Annotated in this window: 21 protein-coding genes; 2 read left to right on the top strand and 19 right to left on the bottom strand. The window is 61.8% G+C overall.

The window, feature by feature from the left end:
• Positions 1–32: 32 nt before the first annotated feature.
• Positions 33–1109, bottom strand: a complete 1077-nt coding sequence (gene chvE / locus RF819_RS12685) for a multiple monosaccharide ABC transporter substrate-binding protein (RefSeq protein ID WP_143541704.1) — start codon at positions 1107–1109, stop codon at positions 33–35.
• Positions 1110–1258: 149 nt separating this feature from the next.
• Between chvE and RF819_RS12690 the strand changes: the two genes are divergently transcribed.
• Positions 1259–2224: a LysR family transcriptional regulator gene (locus tag RF819_RS12690; protein WP_078365324.1), complete on the top strand. Its 966-nt coding sequence runs from the start codon at positions 1259–1261 to the stop codon at positions 2222–2224.
• Between the two features lie 2 nt (positions 2225–2226).
• On the opposite strand, the gene RF819_RS12695 is transcribed toward RF819_RS12690, so the two are convergent.
• Positions 2227–3006 (bottom strand): SDR family NAD(P)-dependent oxidoreductase, encoded by a 780-nt coding sequence (locus tag RF819_RS12695; protein ID WP_143541705.1) that lies wholly within the window; start codon positions 3004–3006, stop codon positions 2227–2229.
• Positions 3007–3187: 181 nt separating this feature from the next.
• Between RF819_RS12695 and RF819_RS12700 the strand changes: the two genes are divergently transcribed.
• Positions 3188–4108, top strand: a complete 921-nt coding sequence (locus RF819_RS12700) for an aldose 1-epimerase (RefSeq protein ID WP_078365326.1) — start codon at positions 3188–3190, stop codon at positions 4106–4108.
• Positions 4109–4271: 163 nt separating this feature from the next.
• Here the strand turns inward: RF819_RS12700 and RF819_RS12705 are convergent, their stop codons facing one another.
• The 17 genes from RF819_RS12705 to nifW form a co-directional block, all read right to left on the bottom strand.
• Complete coding sequence (locus RF819_RS12705) at positions 4272–4595, bottom strand: plasmid stabilization protein (protein WP_078365327.1); 324 nt, start codon at positions 4593–4595, stop codon at positions 4272–4274.
• A 30-nt stretch (positions 4596–4625) separates the two neighbouring features.
• Entirely contained in the window at positions 4626–4847 is a 222-nt protein-coding gene (locus RF819_RS21340) for a hypothetical protein (RefSeq protein WP_078365328.1), read from the bottom strand.
• 348 nt (positions 4848–5195) lie between these two features.
• On the bottom strand, positions 5196–6152 hold the full coding sequence (gene yjfF, locus RF819_RS12715; protein WP_078365329.1) for a galactofuranose ABC transporter, permease protein YjfF: 957 nt from the start codon (positions 6150–6152) through the stop codon (positions 5196–5198).
• Positions 6149–7216, bottom strand: a complete 1068-nt coding sequence (locus tag RF819_RS12720; RefSeq protein ID WP_078365330.1) for an ABC transporter permease — start codon at positions 7214–7216, stop codon at positions 6149–6151. Before RF819_RS12720 ends, yjfF begins: the two co-directional genes overlap by 4 nt.
• The gene (locus RF819_RS12725; protein WP_078365331.1) at positions 7213–8766 is read right to left on the bottom strand and encodes a sugar ABC transporter ATP-binding protein; all 1554 of its coding nucleotides are present in this window, start codon (positions 8764–8766) and stop codon (positions 7213–7215) included. The genes RF819_RS12720 and RF819_RS12725 overlap by 4 nt, the downstream gene beginning before the upstream one ends.
• Positions 8767–8859: 93 nt before the next feature.
• The gene (locus RF819_RS12730; RefSeq protein WP_078365332.1) at positions 8860–9825 is read right to left on the bottom strand and encodes an ABC transporter substrate-binding protein; all 966 of its coding nucleotides are present in this window, start codon (positions 9823–9825) and stop codon (positions 8860–8862) included.
• A gap of 322 nt (positions 9826–10147) precedes the next feature.
• On the bottom strand, positions 10148–11131 hold the full coding sequence (locus RF819_RS12735) for an aldo/keto reductase (RefSeq protein WP_078365333.1): 984 nt from the start codon (positions 11129–11131) through the stop codon (positions 10148–10150).
• Between the two features lie 279 nt (positions 11132–11410).
• On the bottom strand, positions 11411–11680 hold the full coding sequence (locus tag RF819_RS12740) for an RnfH family protein (protein WP_078365334.1): 270 nt from the start codon (positions 11678–11680) through the stop codon (positions 11411–11413).
• Positions 11677–12366, bottom strand: coding sequence for an electron transport complex subunit E (locus tag RF819_RS12745; RefSeq protein ID WP_078365335.1), 690 nt, complete (start codon positions 12364–12366; stop codon positions 11677–11679). The genes RF819_RS12740 and RF819_RS12745 overlap by 4 nt, the downstream gene beginning before the upstream one ends.
• Positions 12363–13034 carry an electron transport complex subunit RsxG gene (rsxG, locus tag RF819_RS12750; protein WP_078365336.1) on the bottom strand — a complete coding sequence of 224 codons (672 nt, stop codon included), beginning with the start codon at positions 13032–13034 and terminating at the stop codon, positions 12363–12365. Before rsxG ends, RF819_RS12745 begins: the two co-directional genes overlap by 4 nt.
• Complete coding sequence (locus RF819_RS12755; RefSeq protein ID WP_078365337.1) at positions 13031–14116, bottom strand: RnfABCDGE type electron transport complex subunit D; 1086 nt, start codon at positions 14114–14116, stop codon at positions 13031–13033. Before RF819_RS12755 ends, rsxG begins: the two co-directional genes overlap by 4 nt.
• Positions 14113–15621, bottom strand: a complete 1509-nt coding sequence (rsxC, locus tag RF819_RS12760; RefSeq protein WP_078365338.1) for an electron transport complex subunit RsxC — start codon at positions 15619–15621, stop codon at positions 14113–14115. The genes RF819_RS12755 and rsxC overlap by 4 nt, the downstream gene beginning before the upstream one ends.
• Before the next feature lie 15 nt (positions 15622–15636).
• Complete coding sequence (locus tag RF819_RS12765; RefSeq protein WP_078365339.1) at positions 15637–16218, bottom strand: RnfABCDGE type electron transport complex subunit B; 582 nt, start codon at positions 16216–16218, stop codon at positions 15637–15639.
• Entirely contained in the window at positions 16218–16799 is a 582-nt protein-coding gene (gene rsxA / locus RF819_RS12770) for an electron transport complex subunit RsxA (RefSeq protein WP_078365340.1), read from the bottom strand. The genes RF819_RS12765 and rsxA overlap by 1 nt, the downstream gene beginning before the upstream one ends.
• Positions 16799–17332, bottom strand: coding sequence for a SoxR reducing system RseC family protein (locus RF819_RS12775; protein WP_078365341.1), 534 nt, complete (start codon positions 17330–17332; stop codon positions 16799–16801). The genes rsxA and RF819_RS12775 overlap by 1 nt, the downstream gene beginning before the upstream one ends.
• Positions 17329–18381, bottom strand: coding sequence for an FAD:protein FMN transferase (locus RF819_RS12780; protein WP_200224091.1), 1053 nt, complete (start codon positions 18379–18381; stop codon positions 17329–17331). Before RF819_RS12780 ends, RF819_RS12775 begins: the two co-directional genes overlap by 4 nt.
• Before the next feature lie 34 nt (positions 18382–18415).
• A complete protein-coding gene (gene nifW, locus RF819_RS12785; protein WP_078365343.1) occupies positions 18416–18754 on the bottom strand; it encodes a nitrogenase stabilizing/protective protein NifW in 339 nt (112 codons plus the stop codon).
• Positions 18755–18784 lie beyond the last annotated feature (30 nt).

The raw sequence follows: 18784 nt of genomic DNA on the forward strand, positions 1-18784 counted from the left end.
CTGCACAGGGCCTTCTACCCTAGCCTGGTCAACTACTTGAGTTGTTCTTCTTTGATGTAACCGCTACCGACCAGAATTTCCTTGTAATTGGACTTGTCCACACTCACAGGTTTCAACAGGTAAGACGGGACCACCTTGACCTTGTTGTTGTAGGTCTTGGTGTCGTTGATCTCAACTTTCTTGCCGCTCAGCATGGCATCGACCATACCTGCCGCAACCTTGGCCAACTCACGTGTGTCCTTGAACACGGTGGAGTACTGTTCACCACGGATGATGGACTTGACGGACGGCACTTCAGCATCTTGGCCGCTGACAAAAGGCATGGCCTGACCACCGCTGCCATAACCCACACCTTTGAGGGCAGACAAGATCCCGATGCTGATACCGTCATACGGAGACAAAACAGCATTCAGCTTCACCTTGCCGTAATAGGCGCTCAGCAGGTTTTCCATGCGTGCCTGGGCGGTGGCACCGTCCCAGCGCAGGGTCGAGACCTTGTTCATGCCAGCCTGTTTGCTTTGCACGACCAGCTTGCCTTTGTCGATGTACGGTTGCAGCACGGACATGGCGCCGTCATAGAAGAAGTAGGCGTTGTTGTCGTCAGCTGAACCACCGAACAGCTCGATGTTGAATGGACCCTTGCCTTCTTTCAGGCCCAAGGCTTTTTCCAGCGATTGGGCTTGCAGGACACCCACCTGGAAGTTGTCAAAGGTGGCGTAGTAATCCACGTTTTTGCTGCCCACAATCAGACGGTCATACGACAGGACTTTGATGCCTTTGTCGGCCGCTTTTTGCAAGGCGTTGGACAGAGTGGTGCCGTCAATCGCAGCAATCACCAGCACTTTCACCCCTTTGGTGATCATGTTCTCAATCTGCGCCAACTGGTTCGGGATGTCGTCGTCACCGTATTGCAGGTCAGTCTTGTAACCCTTGGCTTGCAAGGCGGCCACCATGCTGTTGCCGTCGTTGATCCAGCGCGTTGAGCTCTTGGTGGGCATAGCGATACCAACGGTACCCTTGTCCTGGGCTTGTGCAAACGGTGCTGCAACGCCCAGACCCAGTGTCAAAGCGATGGCCAGTGCTTTTAAAGTTGTTCTGCGAGCTTTCAAAATAAGACTCCTGTAGGTGATCGACTATTTGTTGTCATGTCCTCGCCAGACGGCTCGGATGGCTCGGATCATAGGGACAATGCTGGATATATTCCAATATATTTTGTGTTTATTCCGATATCTAAAAGCGGATTGGTAGAAACCCTGATATGACAAATTACACCCATTGGCTCATCCGCGCTCGCCTGAAAACCCGGCAGCTGCTGCTGATCGTGGCGCTGGCCGAAGAAGGCAATATCCACCGTGCCTCACAGGTGCTCAGCATGACCCAGCCGGCCGCCTCCAAACTGCTGAAAGATCTGGAAGATGTGTTGGGGGTGCAGTTGTTTGAACGGCTGCCACGCGGCATGCGCCCGACCTGGTACGGTGAGACCATGATCCGCCATGCCCGGGCCGCGCTGAACAGCCTGAACCAGGCCAACGACGAGTTGCAGGCCGCCAAACATGGCCAGTTTGGGCAAGTTAACCTCGGGGCCATCACCTCGCCGGGCGTGGTGTTGCTGCCACCGACGATTGCCGCCGTGAAGCAAGCCCATCCGCATCTGCGCATCACCATCCAGATTGAGTCGAGCAATGTGCTGCTGGAGCAGCTCTACCGTGGCACGCTGGATGTGATGGTTGGCCGCTTGTCCGAAGAACATGACACCGACGACTTGCGCTACGAGTCGATTGCCGATGAGCCGGTCTGCGCGGTGGCCCGGCCTGGCCACCCGCTGTTTGACACCTCACCGTTGGTGTTTACCGACTTGCTGGCGTATGGCTGGATCGTGCCACCGGTGGGCAGCGTCATGCGCCACAAATTTGACCTGATGTTTCAGGAGCTGGACCTGCAGCAGCTCAGCAACCGGATCGAAACCAGTTCCTTGCTGTTTCTGACCAAAATGATGCAAGACAGTGACATGGTCAGCATCATGGCGACCGATGTGGCGCGCTACTACGCCGACCACGGTTTGCTGCGCATCCTGCCGGTGAATATGCCGTGTGAGCTGGAGCCCTTTGGCTTCATCACCCGGCGCGACAAACCCTTGTCACCGGCCGCACAGGTGCTGTTGTCCGCCTTGAAAACCTCAGCGCAGGCGGTGTATGGCAAGCAGTTCGCGCAGGTGGCTGATTAGTATTAATTCCAGCCCGCGTCCACCTTGAACTCCTGTGCGGTGCACATCGCCGCATCGTCCGAGGCCAGGAACAGCGCCAAACGCGCCACATCCGAGGCCTGGATCATGTCGGGCAGGCATTGGCTTTGGCGGATCGTGTGGATGTCCTTCTCATTGAGCCATTTGGACAGCTGGCGTTCGGTCATGACCCAGCCCGGAGACAGTGTGTTGATGCGGATGCGATCTGCGCCCAGGGTCTCAGCCAAACCCCGGGTCAGCCCATTCATCGACGATTTGGCGACGGCGTAACAGGGGTAGACACCACTTTTTTCCTGCCAGCCCGTGGAGCCCAGGTTGATGATCGAGCCACCGCCCAGGCGGCGCATGCCGGGCACCAAGGCCTGTATGGCAAAAAACGCCGGGCGCTGGTTCACCGCCATGCGCTCGTCCCAGTAGTCGGGTGTGACCGATTCCAGGGTGTGGCGGTCGTCACTGGCGACGTTGTTGACCAGGATGGAAAAGTCGCCCAGCTCCTGCTGGGCTTGGGCCAAGCTCGCTTGCAAGGCCGCCACATCGCTGACATCACAGCGGCGCCACCAGACGCGCCCCCAACCCTGCGCCTCGATGCTGGCTGCGAGTTCGGCACTCTGGTCGTCGGCGATGTCCACAAACGCCACCTGTGCACCTTGTTCGGCAAAGGCGCAAACGATGGCGGCACCAACCGATGTCGCCCCGCCGGTTACAAACACACGTTGCCCTTGCAGACTGGGGTAAACGGCCAAAGCTTTCTTCTTCATCGACATGTCGTTTCCTGTATCAACAGGCAAGTATTGCAATTTCTGTATGTTAGACACTAAATAATTGATCCCAGGTGTGATGGATCAATTGTTAGCATCTTGTATGAAAAGAAAATGAACAGACCCTGTGCCTGACTCGGCCCTGGCGGCTTGGGTTGGGCTGTCCTTTTTGAGATCGTGATCCACCATGCACACCACCGAACACCCCATCCACTGGTTACACCATGCCAAGCAACACCTGGGCTTGCTGCCCACATTGGGGGGCGGTGTTGCGGCCTGGCAGCTGGATCGTGCGCAAGGCCCACTGGACATCTGGCGCCCATGGGCTGGCAGCACCGACCGTTACACCCTGGCCTCCTTTCCACTGGTGCCTTGGTCCAACCGCATCAGTGCAGGCGGTTTTGAGTTTGACGGTGTCCATCACCCGATGGCCCCCAACCGGGCCGGTGAGCCCTATCCGATCCATGGTGACGGCTGGTTGCAAGCCTGGGCGTTGCACCAGCCACAAGACAATATGCTGGAGATGACACTCGAGTCACAGGCGTTTGACGGCAACCCCTACAACTACCGGGCGCTGCAGCGTTTTGTGCTGATCGACGGTGGCATGGACCAGACGCTGACGGTCACCCACACTGGCGCGTCCCCCTTGCCTTATGGTCTGGGCCAACACCCGTTTTTCCCGCGCTCGGCCAGCACCCGACTGACGACCCAGGTGCAAGGGGTCTGGCTCAGCCGACCCGACTGTCTGCCAACCCAACACACCACGCAGTTCCCACCCGGCTGGGACCCACGCGCAGGCATGGATGCCAACGGCTCACTGATCGACAACGCCTACACCGGCTGGTCGGGTGAAGCCCGCATTGATTGGCCAGACCAGCAACTGGCACTCACCATGCGTGAGCCGAGCATCCTGAGCCGGGGGCAAAACGACGGCATGTGCCTGTTGTACCGCTCGTCCATCATCTCTGCGTTCTGTTTTGAGCCGGTCACCCACCCGATTGACGCCTTTCACATGCCAGGTCTGCCGGGATTGAAGGTGTTGCACCAGGGTGAGAGCCTAACGCTGCACCTTGAATGGCGTTTTGCCGAGACCGCGGCAACGGTTTGACGGTGTAGGTAAGGGGGGGAGGCGCCCCCGCCCGCCATCCTGAGTCTTGTGGGCGTGTTTTGATAATGATAGCTATCAGCCCTTTATGGATAAGGGCTTGAAGCTATTTTTATGCCCAAACCCCTAGATCGATCGGGGCAAGCCCCAAGGCATATCGCCAGCCTCAAGACAACGCGGCTTCCAGTTGGGTCTTGTTCATTTTGGAGCGCCCGGCAAGGCCACGTTGGCGCGCCTCGTTGCGAAGCTGCAGCAGCGTACGACCGCCCGGCCCTTTGTGTGAGCGCAGCCCACCGCGCCGATTGGACGACATGTCCTTGATCGACGAGGCGCTGGCCTCGGTGGACTCGCCGTGTTGGGCTCGCTCTTTGTTGACGGTGCGCGCGGCAATTTCTTCAGCCAATGGCTCGCTGCGGCCATGTGCCAGCAAGCTGTCCTTGATGTGGGTGTACTGGCGTTGGCGCTTGGCGCTCCAGGGGTTCTTTGGCATGGGTTCTCCTAGGGTCGTGGCGTGTCGTGGCTAGGCATCTTGTTGTCGTTCCAGCTCGGCGGACTGCGCCGGGTCCTCACGGCCTTCGGGGAAGTCTGGGGCGTCAGGCCCAGGTGTTGTGGTGGTCAACACATCAGGCGCAGGCTCACAGTGCGGCTCAGAGGGGCGAAACATGTCCGCTACGGCGAGACTCAGCGGCCGCTTTGTCGCAGCGTTCTTGGCCTTTGGCAGTTTGGGTTGGGTGGGTGACATACCTGGATTGACGTTGATCCAGTCGACCAAGTCCGTTCGTCAGCGCACTCAAGGCCTTGGTACCCAGCAAAAAGCTGGTGGTCAAGCCTGCGTCAACACCCGCCAGCCTGGGCCACAACAACGCCGCCCCCAAGGCGGGCAATGAGGCGTGGGAGCGTTCAAGGACATCAACACGGCGTAACCATTGTCAAGCGGACGCACCAACAAGCCCGTGCGCCCAAGCTCAGTGCAAGTCACCTACGGGCTGCGTTTTGGCAAACCAACATCCAGCCACCTCTTGGGTTCAATAATCATAGCTGCTCGCCCTTATTGCATAAGGGGATGAGGCGCTTTTGGCGCTTGAACGTGCTATTTTTTCCTGACCTCAAACAGCCGTTGCAGCACACAGAACACCAACAGCAAAGCGCCAATCACGATGCGGGTCCACCAGGAGCTCAGGGAGCCGTCAAACATGATCAGAGTCTGGATCAGGCCCAGCGCAAGCACACCAAACAGGGTGCCGACCACATAACCCACACCCCCGCTGAGCAGCGTGCCACCAATCACCACCGCCGCAATCGCATCCAGCTCCAGGCCAATCGCATGCAGGCCGTAACCCGACAGCATGTAGAAGGTGAACACCACCCCGCCCAGGGCTGAGCAAAAGCCGCTCAAGCTGTAGACCAGCACCGTGGTGCGTGCCACCGGCAAGCCCATCAGCATGGCCGACTGCTCACTGCCACCAATGGCGTAGACGGTGCGGCCAAACTCGGTTGCATGCGCCATAAAAATGGCGGCCAGCAGCACCAGCACCGCCAAAATAGCGCTCAGTGACACCGCCGCATCCGGCCAAAGAGGCACCCGTGTTTGCGCCAGCGCGGTGTAGGTCTCGTCCGTGATGCTGATCGAGTCGATGCTGATCACGTAACACAGGCCACGTGCCAAAAACATACCCGCCAGCGTGACGATAAACGGTTGCAGCCGAAAACGCTGGATCAGCCAGCCCATGAACGCACCCAGACCGGTGCCCATCAGCAAGACCAGCGGAATCGCCAGCCCCAGGTTCCAGTGCTGGTGCTCCACCAGCTCGGCCAGCACCATGGTGCTCAGGGCCACCACCGAACCGACCGACAGGTCAATGCCACCGGTCAGGATGACAAAAGTCATGCCGACCGCCACAATCACCAGAAAAGCGTTGTCGATCAGCAGGTTCAGAAACACCTGGGCCGAGAAAAATCCGTTGTAGGACACCGAGCCAAAGGTGGCCATCGCCACAAACAGGGACACCGTGGCCACCAGGGGCAGGTATTTGGCGTTGAGCTTCATACGGCACCCCCGGTCGCTGCGGGGCGCACCACCCAGCCATGCACCGTTCGCCGGAACTCAGCCGACTGCAACAGCATCACCACAAACACCACCACCGCTTTGACCACCAGGTTGATCTCGGGGGGCACACCAATTGAATAAATGGTCGAGGTCAGCGTCTGGATGATGAGCGCCCCCACCATGGTGCCCGCCAGGTTGAAACGGCCCCCGCTGAGCAGGGTGCCGCCCAGCGTCACCGCCAGAATGGCGTCGAGCTCCATCAGGTTGCCCGCGTTGTTGCCGTCGGCACTCTTGACGTTGGAGCTGATGATCAGCCCGGCAATGCCGGCGGTCAGCCCGCAGAAGGCGTAGACACAAACGGTGATGAGCCGCTCACGCACACCCGCCAGCCGCGCTGCCGCCGGGTTGATACCAATGGCTTGGATGAACATGCCCAGCGCGGTGCGGGTCACCAGCAGATGCACCGCGAGGAAGGTGCCCCCGGCAATGAACAAGGCAAACGGCAGACCCCACAGGAAACCGTTGCCAATGTAGAAGTAAGGCGCGTAATACACGGTGACGATTTGCCCGCCGGTGGCCAGCTGTGCAATACCACGCCCGGCCACCATCAGGATCAGTGTGGCAATGATCGGCTGCAGGCCAATCTTGGCCACCAGCAGCCCGTTCCACAAGCCGCAAAACAGCGCCACCAGCAAGGCACACACAATCGCCAGCGGCATCGGGAAGCGGCTCACATGGGTCGGCACACCGTTGTTGATGACCAGGGTGCCGCCAATCATGAGGGCGGCGACGGAGGCACTGATGGCCACCACCGCACCGACCGAGATGTCGATGCCACGCGTGGCAATCACCAGCGTCATGCCCAGCGCCACCAGCATCAGCGGGGCAGAGCGGTTCAGGATGTCGATCAGGCTGCCGTAGAGGTGGCCGTCACGCCATTGCAGCACCCAGAAACCCTGGTTGAGACTGGCGTTGACCACCAGAATCAGGGCCAGTGTGACCAGCGGCCAGAACAGGGAATGCGACAGCAGGCGCTTGAAGAGGGGTTCAGAAGATGTGCTCATGCGTGCTCCGCAATCAGTGCGTAGACCGCATGGTCGCTGCTGCCAGCGGGCAACTCACCCACCTTGGCGTGGTCGCGCATGACCACAATACGGTCTGCCACCCGCACCACCTCGGACATTTCCGAGGAAATAAACAACACCGCCATCCCCTGTTTGGCCAAGGTCAATATCTCGTTCATGATTTCTTGTTTGGCGGCAATGTCAATGCCGCGAGTGGGTTCGTCCAGAATCAGCAGCTTGGGCTGCGTCGCCAGCCAGCGCGCCAACACGGCTTTTTGCTGGTTGCCGCCAGAGAGCTGGCCAATCGGGGTGTCAACGTCGGAGGTCTTGATGCCCAGCGCCTTGACATAGTGCTGCGCCATCTCGGTCTGGCGGGCGCGGCTGATGAAAGGCCACAAACCTTGGCGGGCCTGCAGTGCCAGCGCAATGTTTTCACGCACCGAGAGTTCGGCGATGATGCCCTCGGCCTTGCGGTCTTCCGGGCACAGGCCCAGGCCGAGCTTGATGGCGGTGGACGGTGAGTCCATGTGCACCGTCTGACCACTGAGCGTGATCTCTCCGGCATCGCTGCGATCCAGCCCGAACAACAGGCGCGCCAGCTCGGTACGGCCGGAGCCCAGCAAGCCACCAATGCCCACCACCTCGCCCGGGCGCACACTCAAATCCATGGGCTTGACACTGCCCGCGCGAGCCAGCCCCCGTGTGGTGAGCCAGTCAGCCGCAGGCGCTGTGCCCGCCTGATCGGCAGGTGTGGCGCCCAGACTGGCGTCCAGCTCGCGCCCGATCATGGCGGCAATCAGTGCCCCCTGTCCGAGCTCGCTGGCCGGGTACTCGCCCACCAGCTCACCGTTGCGCAACACCGTGATGTGGTCACACAACGCGTACATCTGCCCCAGAAAATGGGTGACGAACACAATCGCCATGCCCTGGTCACGCAGCTGGCGCAGCACCACAAACAGGCGCTCCACCTCGTCGTCGTCCAGGCTGGAGGTGGGCTCATCGAGGATCAGCACCTGGGCCGAAATGCTCAGGCCCCGGGCAATTGCCACCATCTGCTGCACCGCCACCGAAAAACTCGACAGCGGCTGGGTCACATCAATGTCCAGATTGAGCCGCTGCAGCAGCGCTTTGGCTTCCTGCTGCATCCGTGCCCAGTCGATCGACCAGCCTTGCAGCGCGCCGTGACGCGGGTAACGTCCGGCAAAAATGTTCTCTGCCACCGACAGGTTGGTGCAGAGGTTGACTTCCTGGTAGACCGTGCTGATGCCCAAGTGCTGCGCGTGCAGCGTGGACGTGGGGCGAATGGGCTGGCCGCGTAAACGAATTTCGCCGCTGTCGGCCGGGTAGACCCCGGTCAGCACCTTGATCAGGGTGGATTTACCAGCGCCGTTTTGCCCCATCAGCGCATGGATCTCACCCGCAAAAAGCCTCAGTTTGACATTCTGTAATGCCTGAACCGCGCCAAACTGTTTGTTGATGCCACTGAGTTCCAGCACCGGCGTGTTTTGGTCCCGGCCCGATGCTGGCTTGGTGATGTCTGTTTTGCTCATCCCGTTCCCTCATGCCAGACAAACCGCCTGAGCGGCTTGTCTACAAACGGATGCGCAGCACCTGCCGCGCACCGCTGTAATCACAACGACCGGTCAGTATTTCCGATTCGGGAACTCTTTGGCCGCCACTTCCATCGGGAAGATGCCTTCCACCGTCACGATGCGACGTGGCAGGGTCTTGCCAGCCATCAGGTCCTTGACCGCTGACATCAGCTGTGGCCCGAGCAAGGGGCTGCATTCCACCGTGACGTCCAGCTTGCCAGCCATCATGGCTTCAAAAGCGCCCTTGACCGCATCCACCGAGATGATGGTGATGTCTTTGGACGGTTTCAGACCGGCTTCTTCAATCGCCTGGATGGCGCCAATGGCCATGTCATCGTTGTGTGCGTAGAGCACATTGATCTTCTTGCCTTCAGCTTTCAGGAAAGCTTCCATGACTTCCTTGCCCTTGGCGCGGGTGAAGTCACCGGTCTGTGAGCGGATGATCTTGATGCGAGGTTCGGCCTTGATGATTTCCTCAAAACCTTTCTTGCGGTCAATGGCAGGGCCCGAACCCACGGTGCCTTGGAGTTCAACCACGTTGATGTCGCCCTTCATGGTTTTGGCTTTTTCCACCAACCAGCGACCGGCTTTGCGGCCTTCTTCGGTGAAGTCAGAGCCCATGAAGGTCACATACAGGGAGGTGTCTTTGGAGTCGACCGAGCGGTCGGTCAAGATGACGGGAATCTTGGCTGCCTTGATTTCCTTGAGCACGGTGTCCCAACCCGATTCCACCACGGGTGCAAAGGCGATCACGTCCACTTTTTGGGCGATGAAGGAGCGCAGGGCCTTGATCTGGTTTTCCTGTTTTTGTTGGGCGTCAGAGAACTTCAGGTCAATGCCTTCTTTGGCCGCTGTTTCCTTGATGGAGTTGGTGTTGGCGGTGCGCCATTCACTTTCCGCACCAATCTGGCTGAAGCCCAGCACAATTTTCTTCTCTGCAAATGCGCTCATGGGGGCCATCACCACAAAGCTGGCTGCTACCAGGGTGGCAAGCAGGGAACGCCGACTATTTTTCATGGTTTCTCCATAACAATTAGATTGAACGGGAAATAGAACTTGAGGCACCGCCCGTACTCGGTGACCCATGCTGTCCCTCATTTTGGGGTTCTCATGGTACGTCCGTGCGGCCTATCTGGGGGGGATATCAAGTGATAGAGATTTGGCCAATACCAATATGTAAATTCGCATTGGGGTAAACCCGCTTGTGGCTGAAGCGTGCAGATGGGCGATGTTTGACGGATGTTGCTGTGAACATCGCGCAGCAGTGAATCGCCCCCTCGCCCAGGGGGTGTGGCCAGGTGAGGGTGGCTCTGGCGCCCTCAGGCGGGTATCTGCCGGTTTACCAGCGCTGGTGCACCAGCGGCTTGGCGTAGTGGCTGTAGATGTCGGCCAGAGCCTGCATGGTGGCTTCCGACAAGGGCGGCAGGTCGGCCGCTGCCATGTTGTCCGCCACCTGGCTGGCGCGTTTGCCACCGGGAATCGCGCAGGTCACCGCCGGGTTCATCTGGATCCAGCGCAAAGCCATCTGGGCCATGCTCTGGCCCTCGGGCACCAGGGGGCGCATCGCCTCGACCGCTTGCAGGCCCACGTTGAAATCCAGCCCCGAGAAAGTTTCGCCCCGGTCAAAGGCCGCACCTTCGCGGTTGAACAGGCGGTGGTCGTCGGCGGCAAAAGTGCTTTGTGCACTCATCTTGCCGCTGAGCAGGCCCGACGACAGGGGTAAGCGCGCCAGAATGCCCACGCCGCGTTTCTGCGTTTGTTCAAACAGCAGTTCGGCTGGGCGCTGGCGAAACAGGTTGTAGATGATCTGCACACTTTGCACGCCGGGGAACTCGATGGCCTTGAGCGCTTCTTCCACCTTCTCGACACTCACGCCGTAGTGGCGCAGCTTGCCTGCCTTCACCAGGTCATCGAGCACGCCAAAAACCTCGGGCATGTAAAACACCTCGGTGGGCGGGCAGTGCAGTTGAAGCAGGTCAATGGCTTCGGTGTTGAGGTTGACCAGGCTGCGCTCAACAAACGCGGTCAGGTTGGCCCGGTTGTAGCCGGAGGCCACATGCGGGTCCAGGCGCCGCCCGGCCTTGGTCGCCACATAAAAGGGCTCGCTGCGTTCACGTCGCAATTGCGCGAGCAGACGCTCGCTACGGCCATCACCGTACACGTCGGCGCTGTCAAAGAAGTTCACCCCCAGGTCCAGCGCAGAGTGCAGCGCGTCCATGGACTCGTCGTCATCCACATCACCCCAGGTGCCACCAATGGCCCAGGCGCCGAAGCTCACAGTCGAGATGTTCCAGCCGGTGCGGCCAAGGGGACGGTATTGCATACAAACTCTCTTTGAAAGGTCTAGAAAATGGCCGCCATCCCGTGGCTGTCAGCTGGCGGGAGGGCTGGGACAGTGGGCTTGTATGTTAGCGCTGGCCGGGGTGCGGGTTGCGCTCGGCGCCGTCACGTGTCCGGCGGCCCTGGTGGACGGGCGCAGGCCAGGTGCCATTGGATTTGGCTGGATTGCTTTTAAATAAATAGCTGTTAGCCCTTTGGATATAAGGGCTAGAGGCCATTTTGGATTAAATCCTGCGGCAGAGTCTGGCCTGCCAACAGGGGCTTACTCGTCGTCCTCAGCATTGCCGCGCAGTGCCGCCGGGTCGGCGGTGATGGGGCGGTAAATTTCCACGCGCTGGCCGGGTTCCAGCCGCGCCTCCAGCGACACGGTCTTGCTGAAAATGCCCACTTTCTGGGTGCTCAGGTCCAGCGATGGAAAGCTGCGGGTGATGCCGCTGAGTTCAATGGCCTCGCGCACGGTGGCGTGTTCGGGCACCTCGATCTCCAGCCAGGTTTGCCGATCCGGCAAGGCGTAGGCGACACTGACCTTCATGATGCGGCGGCCAGGCTGGGTGGTGTTTCTGCTGGCGCGGTTTTGGGCTGTGGTGCCTTTTGGCGTGCGTCCAGTGTGCGTTTGGCGGCAATCATCAGCCCCAGCACAATGAAGCCGCCCGCGGGCAGGATCATCACCAGCGCCCCATCGCCCGGGTACAGGCGCGTCTCCAAAACCCCCATGGCTGGCCCCAACAAGTTGGCTGCACCAGAGAACACCGTGCCACTGCCACCGATCTCACGCAGGGCGCCCATCAGCGTCAGCGCCAGCGTGAAACCCGCGCCCATCGCCAGCCCGTCCAACGCCGACAAAGCCACGCTGTTTCTGCAGGCAAAAGATTCGGCCCGCCCGAGGATCAGGCAGTTCACCACAATCAGCGGAATGAACAAGCCCAGCACCTTGTGCAACTCATGCAACCAGGCGTTCATGGCCAGGTCCACAATCGTCACCAGGGTGGCGATGATCAGCACAAAGGCGGGGATGCGCACCTCCTCGGTGATCAGGCCGCGTAACAACGCCACCAGCGCGTTGGAGGCAATCAGCACCGCCATGGTGGCCACCCCCATGCCCAGCCCCTGGGTGGCGGCCGAGGTCACGGCCAGTGTGGGACACAGCGACAACATCTGGCTGAACACCACATTGTTGCGCCACACGCCGTCAGAGATGATGTCGCGAACTTGACTCATGGTTGGGCCTCCTGAAGCAACTCGTCACGGTGCGCAGCAAACAGCCGCAGCCCGTCGCGCACGCCCTTGACCACCGCGCGTGGGGTGATCGTGGCCCCGGCAAACTGGTCAAACGGGCCACCGTCCTTTTTCACGGCCCATTTCTCTTCGGGCGGGTCGGTCAAAGACTTTCCGGTGAAGCGGGTGATCCAGTCGGTGCGGCTCACTTCAATCTTGTCACCCAGACCGGGCGTTTCTGTGTGGTGCAGCACCCGCACACCCAGCAGTTGGCCGTTTTTGTTTATGCCCAGCAGCAGCCGGATGTCGCCGCTGTACCCGGAGGTGCTGGTCTCAAAGGCAACCCCGGTGATTTGCTTGGCTTGGCGCGCCCGGTACACCAGGACCGGTGCACCATCCACCAGCAACTCCAAGGTGTCGCCCGCCGGGTTGTTGTCGTGGATGCTGGCCGGAATCACCTGCTCCAGCGAGTGGCGCAGGTCTTCCAGGGCGCTTTGTTCAATCGGCGCCTTGGTCAGGCTGTAGGCCACCGTCAGCAACAAGGTGGCGGCCAGCGAGAAGCCTCCCAGCACCACGGCATGTTTGGCCCCGCCAAGCTCCAGGAGCCTGGCCACACGCTCAGACAAAGAGCCCGGGAGAGCCGGTGAAGCGGTGTGATCGGTGGCATTCATAGGGGTATCTTGGGTTTTTTGGTGTCCAGCGACTGGCCCCGCCGACTGCGGCCAAACACGCGCGGGCGAAAGCCCCGGTCAATCAGCGGCACCATCGCATTCATCAGCACCACAGCAAAGGCCACCCCTTCCGGATACGCCCCGAGCGAGCGGATCACCCAGGTCAGGGCACCAATGCCCGCACCAAACAACAGCTGCCCACTGCGTGACACCGGCGAGGTCACGTAGTCAGTGGCGATGAAAAACGCGCCCAGCAAAGTGGCCCCGGACAACAGGTGGATCGGCATCGCGGCAAAGCGGCTTGGGTCCAGCGCGTTGGAGACCAGCGCCAGCGTGGCCAGGGTGCCCAGCATCGCCAGCGGGATATGCCAGGAGATGATGCGCAAGGCCAGCAGCAACAGCCCGCCTGCCAGCAGCAGGCCGGCCGAGGTTTCGCCCATCGACCCTGGTTCACGGCCTATGGCCAACTGCTCCGGGGGCGGCAGCTGTTCGGTGGTTTTGGCCACCGAGATGCCGCGTGAGTGTTCGGTTTTGAGCACACCCAGCGAGGTGGCCGCACTCATGTGCTCCGGCAGTGTGCTGTGGCCCGCCACATAGGTCAGGGCCTGGCTGAAGGAGGGGGCGTTGGCGCTGCCCAAGGGGGCCGGCGCCACCCACACCGTGAGCTGCACTGGGAATGAAATCAATAGCACGATGCGCGCAACCATCGCGGGGTTGAACATGTTTTGGCCCAAACCGCCAAACAGGTGTTTGCCCAGCACAATCGCCACCAGCGCGCCCAGAAACCCGATCCACCACGGTGCCCAGGGCGGCAAACTCAGGGCCAGCAACCAGCCGGTCAGCAGGGCCGAGCCGTCCGCCAGCCGGGCGCGCACCGGCTGGCCCAGCAGCTTCAACATCAGCGCCTCTGCCGCCAAGGCCGTGGCCAGAGTGATCACCAACAGAAAAATGGCAGGCCAGCCAAACAGCCACAAGCCGTAAGCAGTGGCTGGCAGCAGTGCCGCCATCACCCACAGCATGGTGCGGCTGATGCTGTTGACGGTGTGGGTGAAGGGCCCGGCCCGTGTGGCCATGGTGATCATGTGGATTCCTCCAGCTGGCTGGCAGGTGTGTCGACCGGCGCGGCGGCGCTGGCAGCTGCGGCGGCAGCTTTGGCGGCTTTGCGGGCGGCGGCGGCGGCCTTTTTGGCTTCGGCCTCGCGTGCGGCGCGTTCGTTGCGCGCCTGGATCAGGGACCGGATGCGGTCCTGCCGCCTTGAGTCGCGGTCCAGCGCACCCAACTGACCTTTGGCGAAGTTGAAGTAATGCGACAGCGGGATGTGGGAGGGGCAGATGAACGAGCAGGAGCCGCAGCTCACGCAGTCCTGCAGGCCGATGGCTTGTGCCCCTTGCAGGTCGCCCCGGCGCACCAGCTGCGCCATCTCCAGCGGCACCAGGCCGCAGGGGCAGGCTGAGACACAGCTGCCGCAGCGGATGCAGGGCGATTCGGCCCCGTCGTTGACCTCGTCGGCGGTGAGCGCCAGCACACCGCTGGTGCCCTTGACCACCGGCACCTGCACCGAGGGCAGGGGCGCACCCATCATCGGGCCGCCGCCAATGAGTTTGTGTGGCACCGGGTGCAGGCCGCCGCAGAACACCAGCAGGTCCTCCACCAGTGTCCCCAAGGGCACATTGATGTTGGCCGGCTCGCGGATGCCGCGCCCGGACACAGTCACCACCCGGCTGATCAGGGGTTCACCACTGCGCACGGTGCGGGCCACGGCGCGTGCGGTGGCCACGTTGTGCACCACCACACCAATGTCGGCGGTGAGTTTGCGTGAGGGTGTTTCGCGCCCGGTGCAGGCCAGCACCAGGTGGCGCTCGGAGCCCATCGGGAAACGGGTTGGCAGGGCCATCACCTTGATCCAGGGCTCTACCCGGGCTGCCTCGCGGATGGCGGCCAAGGCCTGTGGTTTGTTGCGCTCAATCGCAAACACCACCGACTGCACCTCCAGCGCATAGGCCAGGATACGCACACCGTCGATCACGGCGGCAGCCTCTTCGCGCATCAGTCGGTCATCGCAGGTCAGGTAGGGTTCACATTCGGCACCGTTGATCAGCAGGGTGTCGAGCTGGTAACGACTCTTCAAGTCAAGCTTCACCGCAGACGGGAAAGCCGCACCACCCATGCCCACAATGCCCGCAGCTGCCACCCGGCTGTTGAGTTCAGCGGGTGTCACCCCCAGCGGAAAATCGTCGGTGATGGGTTTGGGCAGTTCGGCCCAGCGGTCTTGCCCGTCGGTGTCAATGACGATGGTCTTTTGCCGCAAACCCGACGGGTGGGGTGCCACATACTCTTCAATGGCAACCACCGTGCCGGAGCTCGAAGCATGCACTGGCGCCGACAAACCCGGTGCCGCCTTGGCAATCAACTGGCCCTTGAGCACGGTGTCACCCACGACCACCACGGGCAGGGCAGGGGCGCCAATGTGTTGCTGCAGCGGCAGGTAGAGCCTGCGCGGCAGCGGCATGGGCACCACCGCTTTTTCGCTGGACAGTTCCTTGTGGTACTGCAGCTTGACTCCGCCACGAACACGAAAAGACCACATGCTGAAACGTCCTCGTTATTCGGTTGTCAAAGGGGTGGCCACAGCCGCTTTGGGCTTGGGTTTGGGCCAATGCCAGGTAGCCAGTGTTGGCAGCACCGGTTTCATCACAATCGCTTGGGTCGGGCACTCGGCCACACACAGGCCGCAGGCGTAGCAGGCCTCGGGCAGCACCGTGTGCATCTGTTTGGCGGCCCCCACAATCGCGTCCGAGCCACACTTGCGGATGCAGCGGGTGCACCCAATACAACGCGCTTCTTCCACCCACGCCACCGTGGGCAAGGCCTCTTCTGAGCCATCCATCACCAGTCGCACACCCAGCAGGTCCGCCACACGTTGTGCGGTGGAGGCGCCACCGGGTGGGCAGGCACTGGGGGCGGCGCGGCCGTCCACCATGGCAGCGGCGGCCTGTTTGCACCCGGCAAAACCACATTGGGCACAGTTGGAGCCTGGCAGCAGCGCGGCCACCGCCTCGGCGCGGTCATCCACCGGTGTTGACAAATAACGTGAGGCCACGCCCAGAATCACGCCCAGAACCGTGCCCAGCACACCGATGGCGCCCACCGCCTGCGCGGCATGGCTGAGTGCGGTCGCGTCCATCAGTGGCCTCCCAGTCCGGCAAAACCCATGAACGCCAGCGACAAGACCCCGGCGGTGATGAAACCAATCGGCGCCCCCTCAAAGGCCTTGGGCACCGAGGCCAGGGCCAGGCGTTCACGCAGCCCGGCAAAAATCACCAGCACCAGACCAAAACCCGAGGCCGCACCAAAGCCGCGCAGCAGGCTGGCGACAAAACCGTGACCGGCCTGGATCGTCAGCAGCGCAATACCCAGCACCGCGCAGTTGGTGGTGATCAGCGGCAGGTAGACACCCAGCGCCTCGTACAGCGGCGGCGAGATGCGCCGGATCACCATCTCGGTGAACTGCACCACCGCCGCAATCACCAGGATGAAGGTCATCGTGCGCAGGAAGGACAGGTCCAGCGGCGCCAGCAGCATCGCCTCGGCCACCCAGACAAAACCGGTCGACAAGGTCAGCACAAAGGTGGTGGCCAGGCCCATGCCGATGGCGGTGTCGATGCGCGAGGACGTGCCCATGAACGGGCACAGGCCCAAAAACTTGGCCAACACCACGTTGTTGACAATGGCAGTGCTCAGCAGCACAAGCAAAAAGTCGTGCATCACAGACCTCGCTGCTCAACCACGGGAATGGCCACCCGGCGCAGGGACTGCGCGCCGGACGATGGGCATGAGGAACCCGATGTACTGCTGGCGCGCCCCAGCACCACCGGCACCAGCGCCTCACGCCAACGCCGCGCCAGCACCCGTGCCGCAGCCACACCCAGCAACAAACCTGCCAGCGCCGCGACCACCGCCACCGTGTCACCTGCCGTTTGCAGGGCACTGGCGGCGACCAGCATCGTCAGCAGCGGCAAGGCATAAGCGGTCAGAGAGGCGCGTGTCAGCGCACGGCGGTCCACCCCCACCAACACCTGGTCACCCAAGGCCAGCAGGGGCTGGCCTGGCCCCAGGTCGCGTGGTACACACCAACTGGCGCCGCGTTTGGCCTTGCCACTGCCACAGGCACTTTGGGTGGCGCAGCTGCCACAGGCTGCTGGCGCCTCGGTGGCCAGCCAGACCTGGTCACCGTCGATACCGACCACGCGGGCCAGGCCCTTGATCAAGGCTTCATCGGGTGGGGTGGGCGTGTTCATGACAGCTCGCTGACCTGGCCAGCGTGGTTGATGCAAATGGCACGGCAACCCGGTTGGGTGCGCAACAGGGCCAGCCGCGCTGACACATCGGTGCTGGGAATCAGCGCCAGCGCGGTGGACAAGGCGTCACCTTGCGTGGCTGTGGGCGCCACCACCGTGACACTTTCATAAGCGGGGGCGGTGCGACCGGTGCGCGCATTGATCAGGTGGGTGTAGAGGCCAGCGTCGTCCAGCCGGGTGCCATAACCACCGGAGGTGGCCACCGCCTGGTCCAGCACCGACAGGGTGTGGATGGCCCGGTTGGGTTCACGCGGGTCAGCCAAACCAATTTGCCAGGCCGAACCATCGGGTTTGGGCGCCACCGCGCGGGGCTCACCCATGTCGACCAGCATGTGGCTGAAGCCGTGGCTGCGTAACACCGTGCTGCAGCGGTCGGTGATGAAGCCTTGCGCCACCCCGTTGAGTGACAGCGCCATGCCGGGTCGGGCCAGCCGAACCTGGGAGCCTGTTATCTGCACACCCTGCCAGCCCACCAGGGCTCGGGCCTGCGCCACCTGGTTTGCGGCCGGTGGCGCGGTGTTGGCGCCGGTCACAAAATGCTCAAAGTACAGGCGCCACAGCGGCTGGATGCTGGGGTCAAACACGCCCTTGGAGGCCGCCGCCATGGCCAGCGCGGTGCCCAGCAGCGAGACAAATTCGGGTGGCGCATCCTTGAGCCGACCGCTGCGGTTGAGCTCGGAGATCAGCGAGTCAGCACGAAACAGGCTGAACATGGCCTCCAGCCGGTTCACCTCGGCCAGCGTGGCTGTCAAGGCCGCCTGGGCACGTGTTGTGTCGCCCCCATGGTGAAGGATCACCGAGGCGGGCGCACCCATGGCCAACCCTTGCCATTGCAGCGGGGCAGCATGGGCGTTTTGTTGAACGCGCCAGGCCACCAGCGGCACAGCCGCAGCCATCAGCATCAGGCGGCGCCGGGTCAGCAGACCCTGACGGGGCGCAGCAACAGCCTGACTGGCAGCCGTGACAGGGTGTGAAGGGCGGTGGGACACGGTGACTCCTTGGGGCTGGTCGGGGTGGTGCGCTTCAGGCCAGGGCGTGGCGCGGCAGCGATGACTTGAGGCTGTCCAGCGACACATGCTGGCGGCCGTTGACGTCCTGGAACACCTTGAACACCTTTTCCTGTGCCGGGGTGGACTTGACAAAGTCGTTGTAGGCCTTGACCAGCTGTTCGCGGTACGCGGTGTACAAGCCCACTTCGTTGCTCTCGGCCAGCAGGTTCTCTTGGCGGATGTACTGGAAGAAACGTTTGAGGATGTGCAGGCGGCTGACGTTGACCACACGCTGCTCAAACGGCACCCCGAAGTAATGCAGGAAGTCCTCGGCCGAGGAGAGGGCTTTGAGCTGTTGAAGAAAGGTTTCCATGGGACGTCCTCCGGTGTGGCTGTGGGTTAT

The sequence above is a fragment of the Rhodoferax fermentans genome (assembly GCF_002017865.1).
In the GTDB taxonomy this organism is placed as follows: Bacteria; Pseudomonadota; Gammaproteobacteria; order Burkholderiales; family Burkholderiaceae_C; genus Rhodoferax; species Rhodoferax fermentans.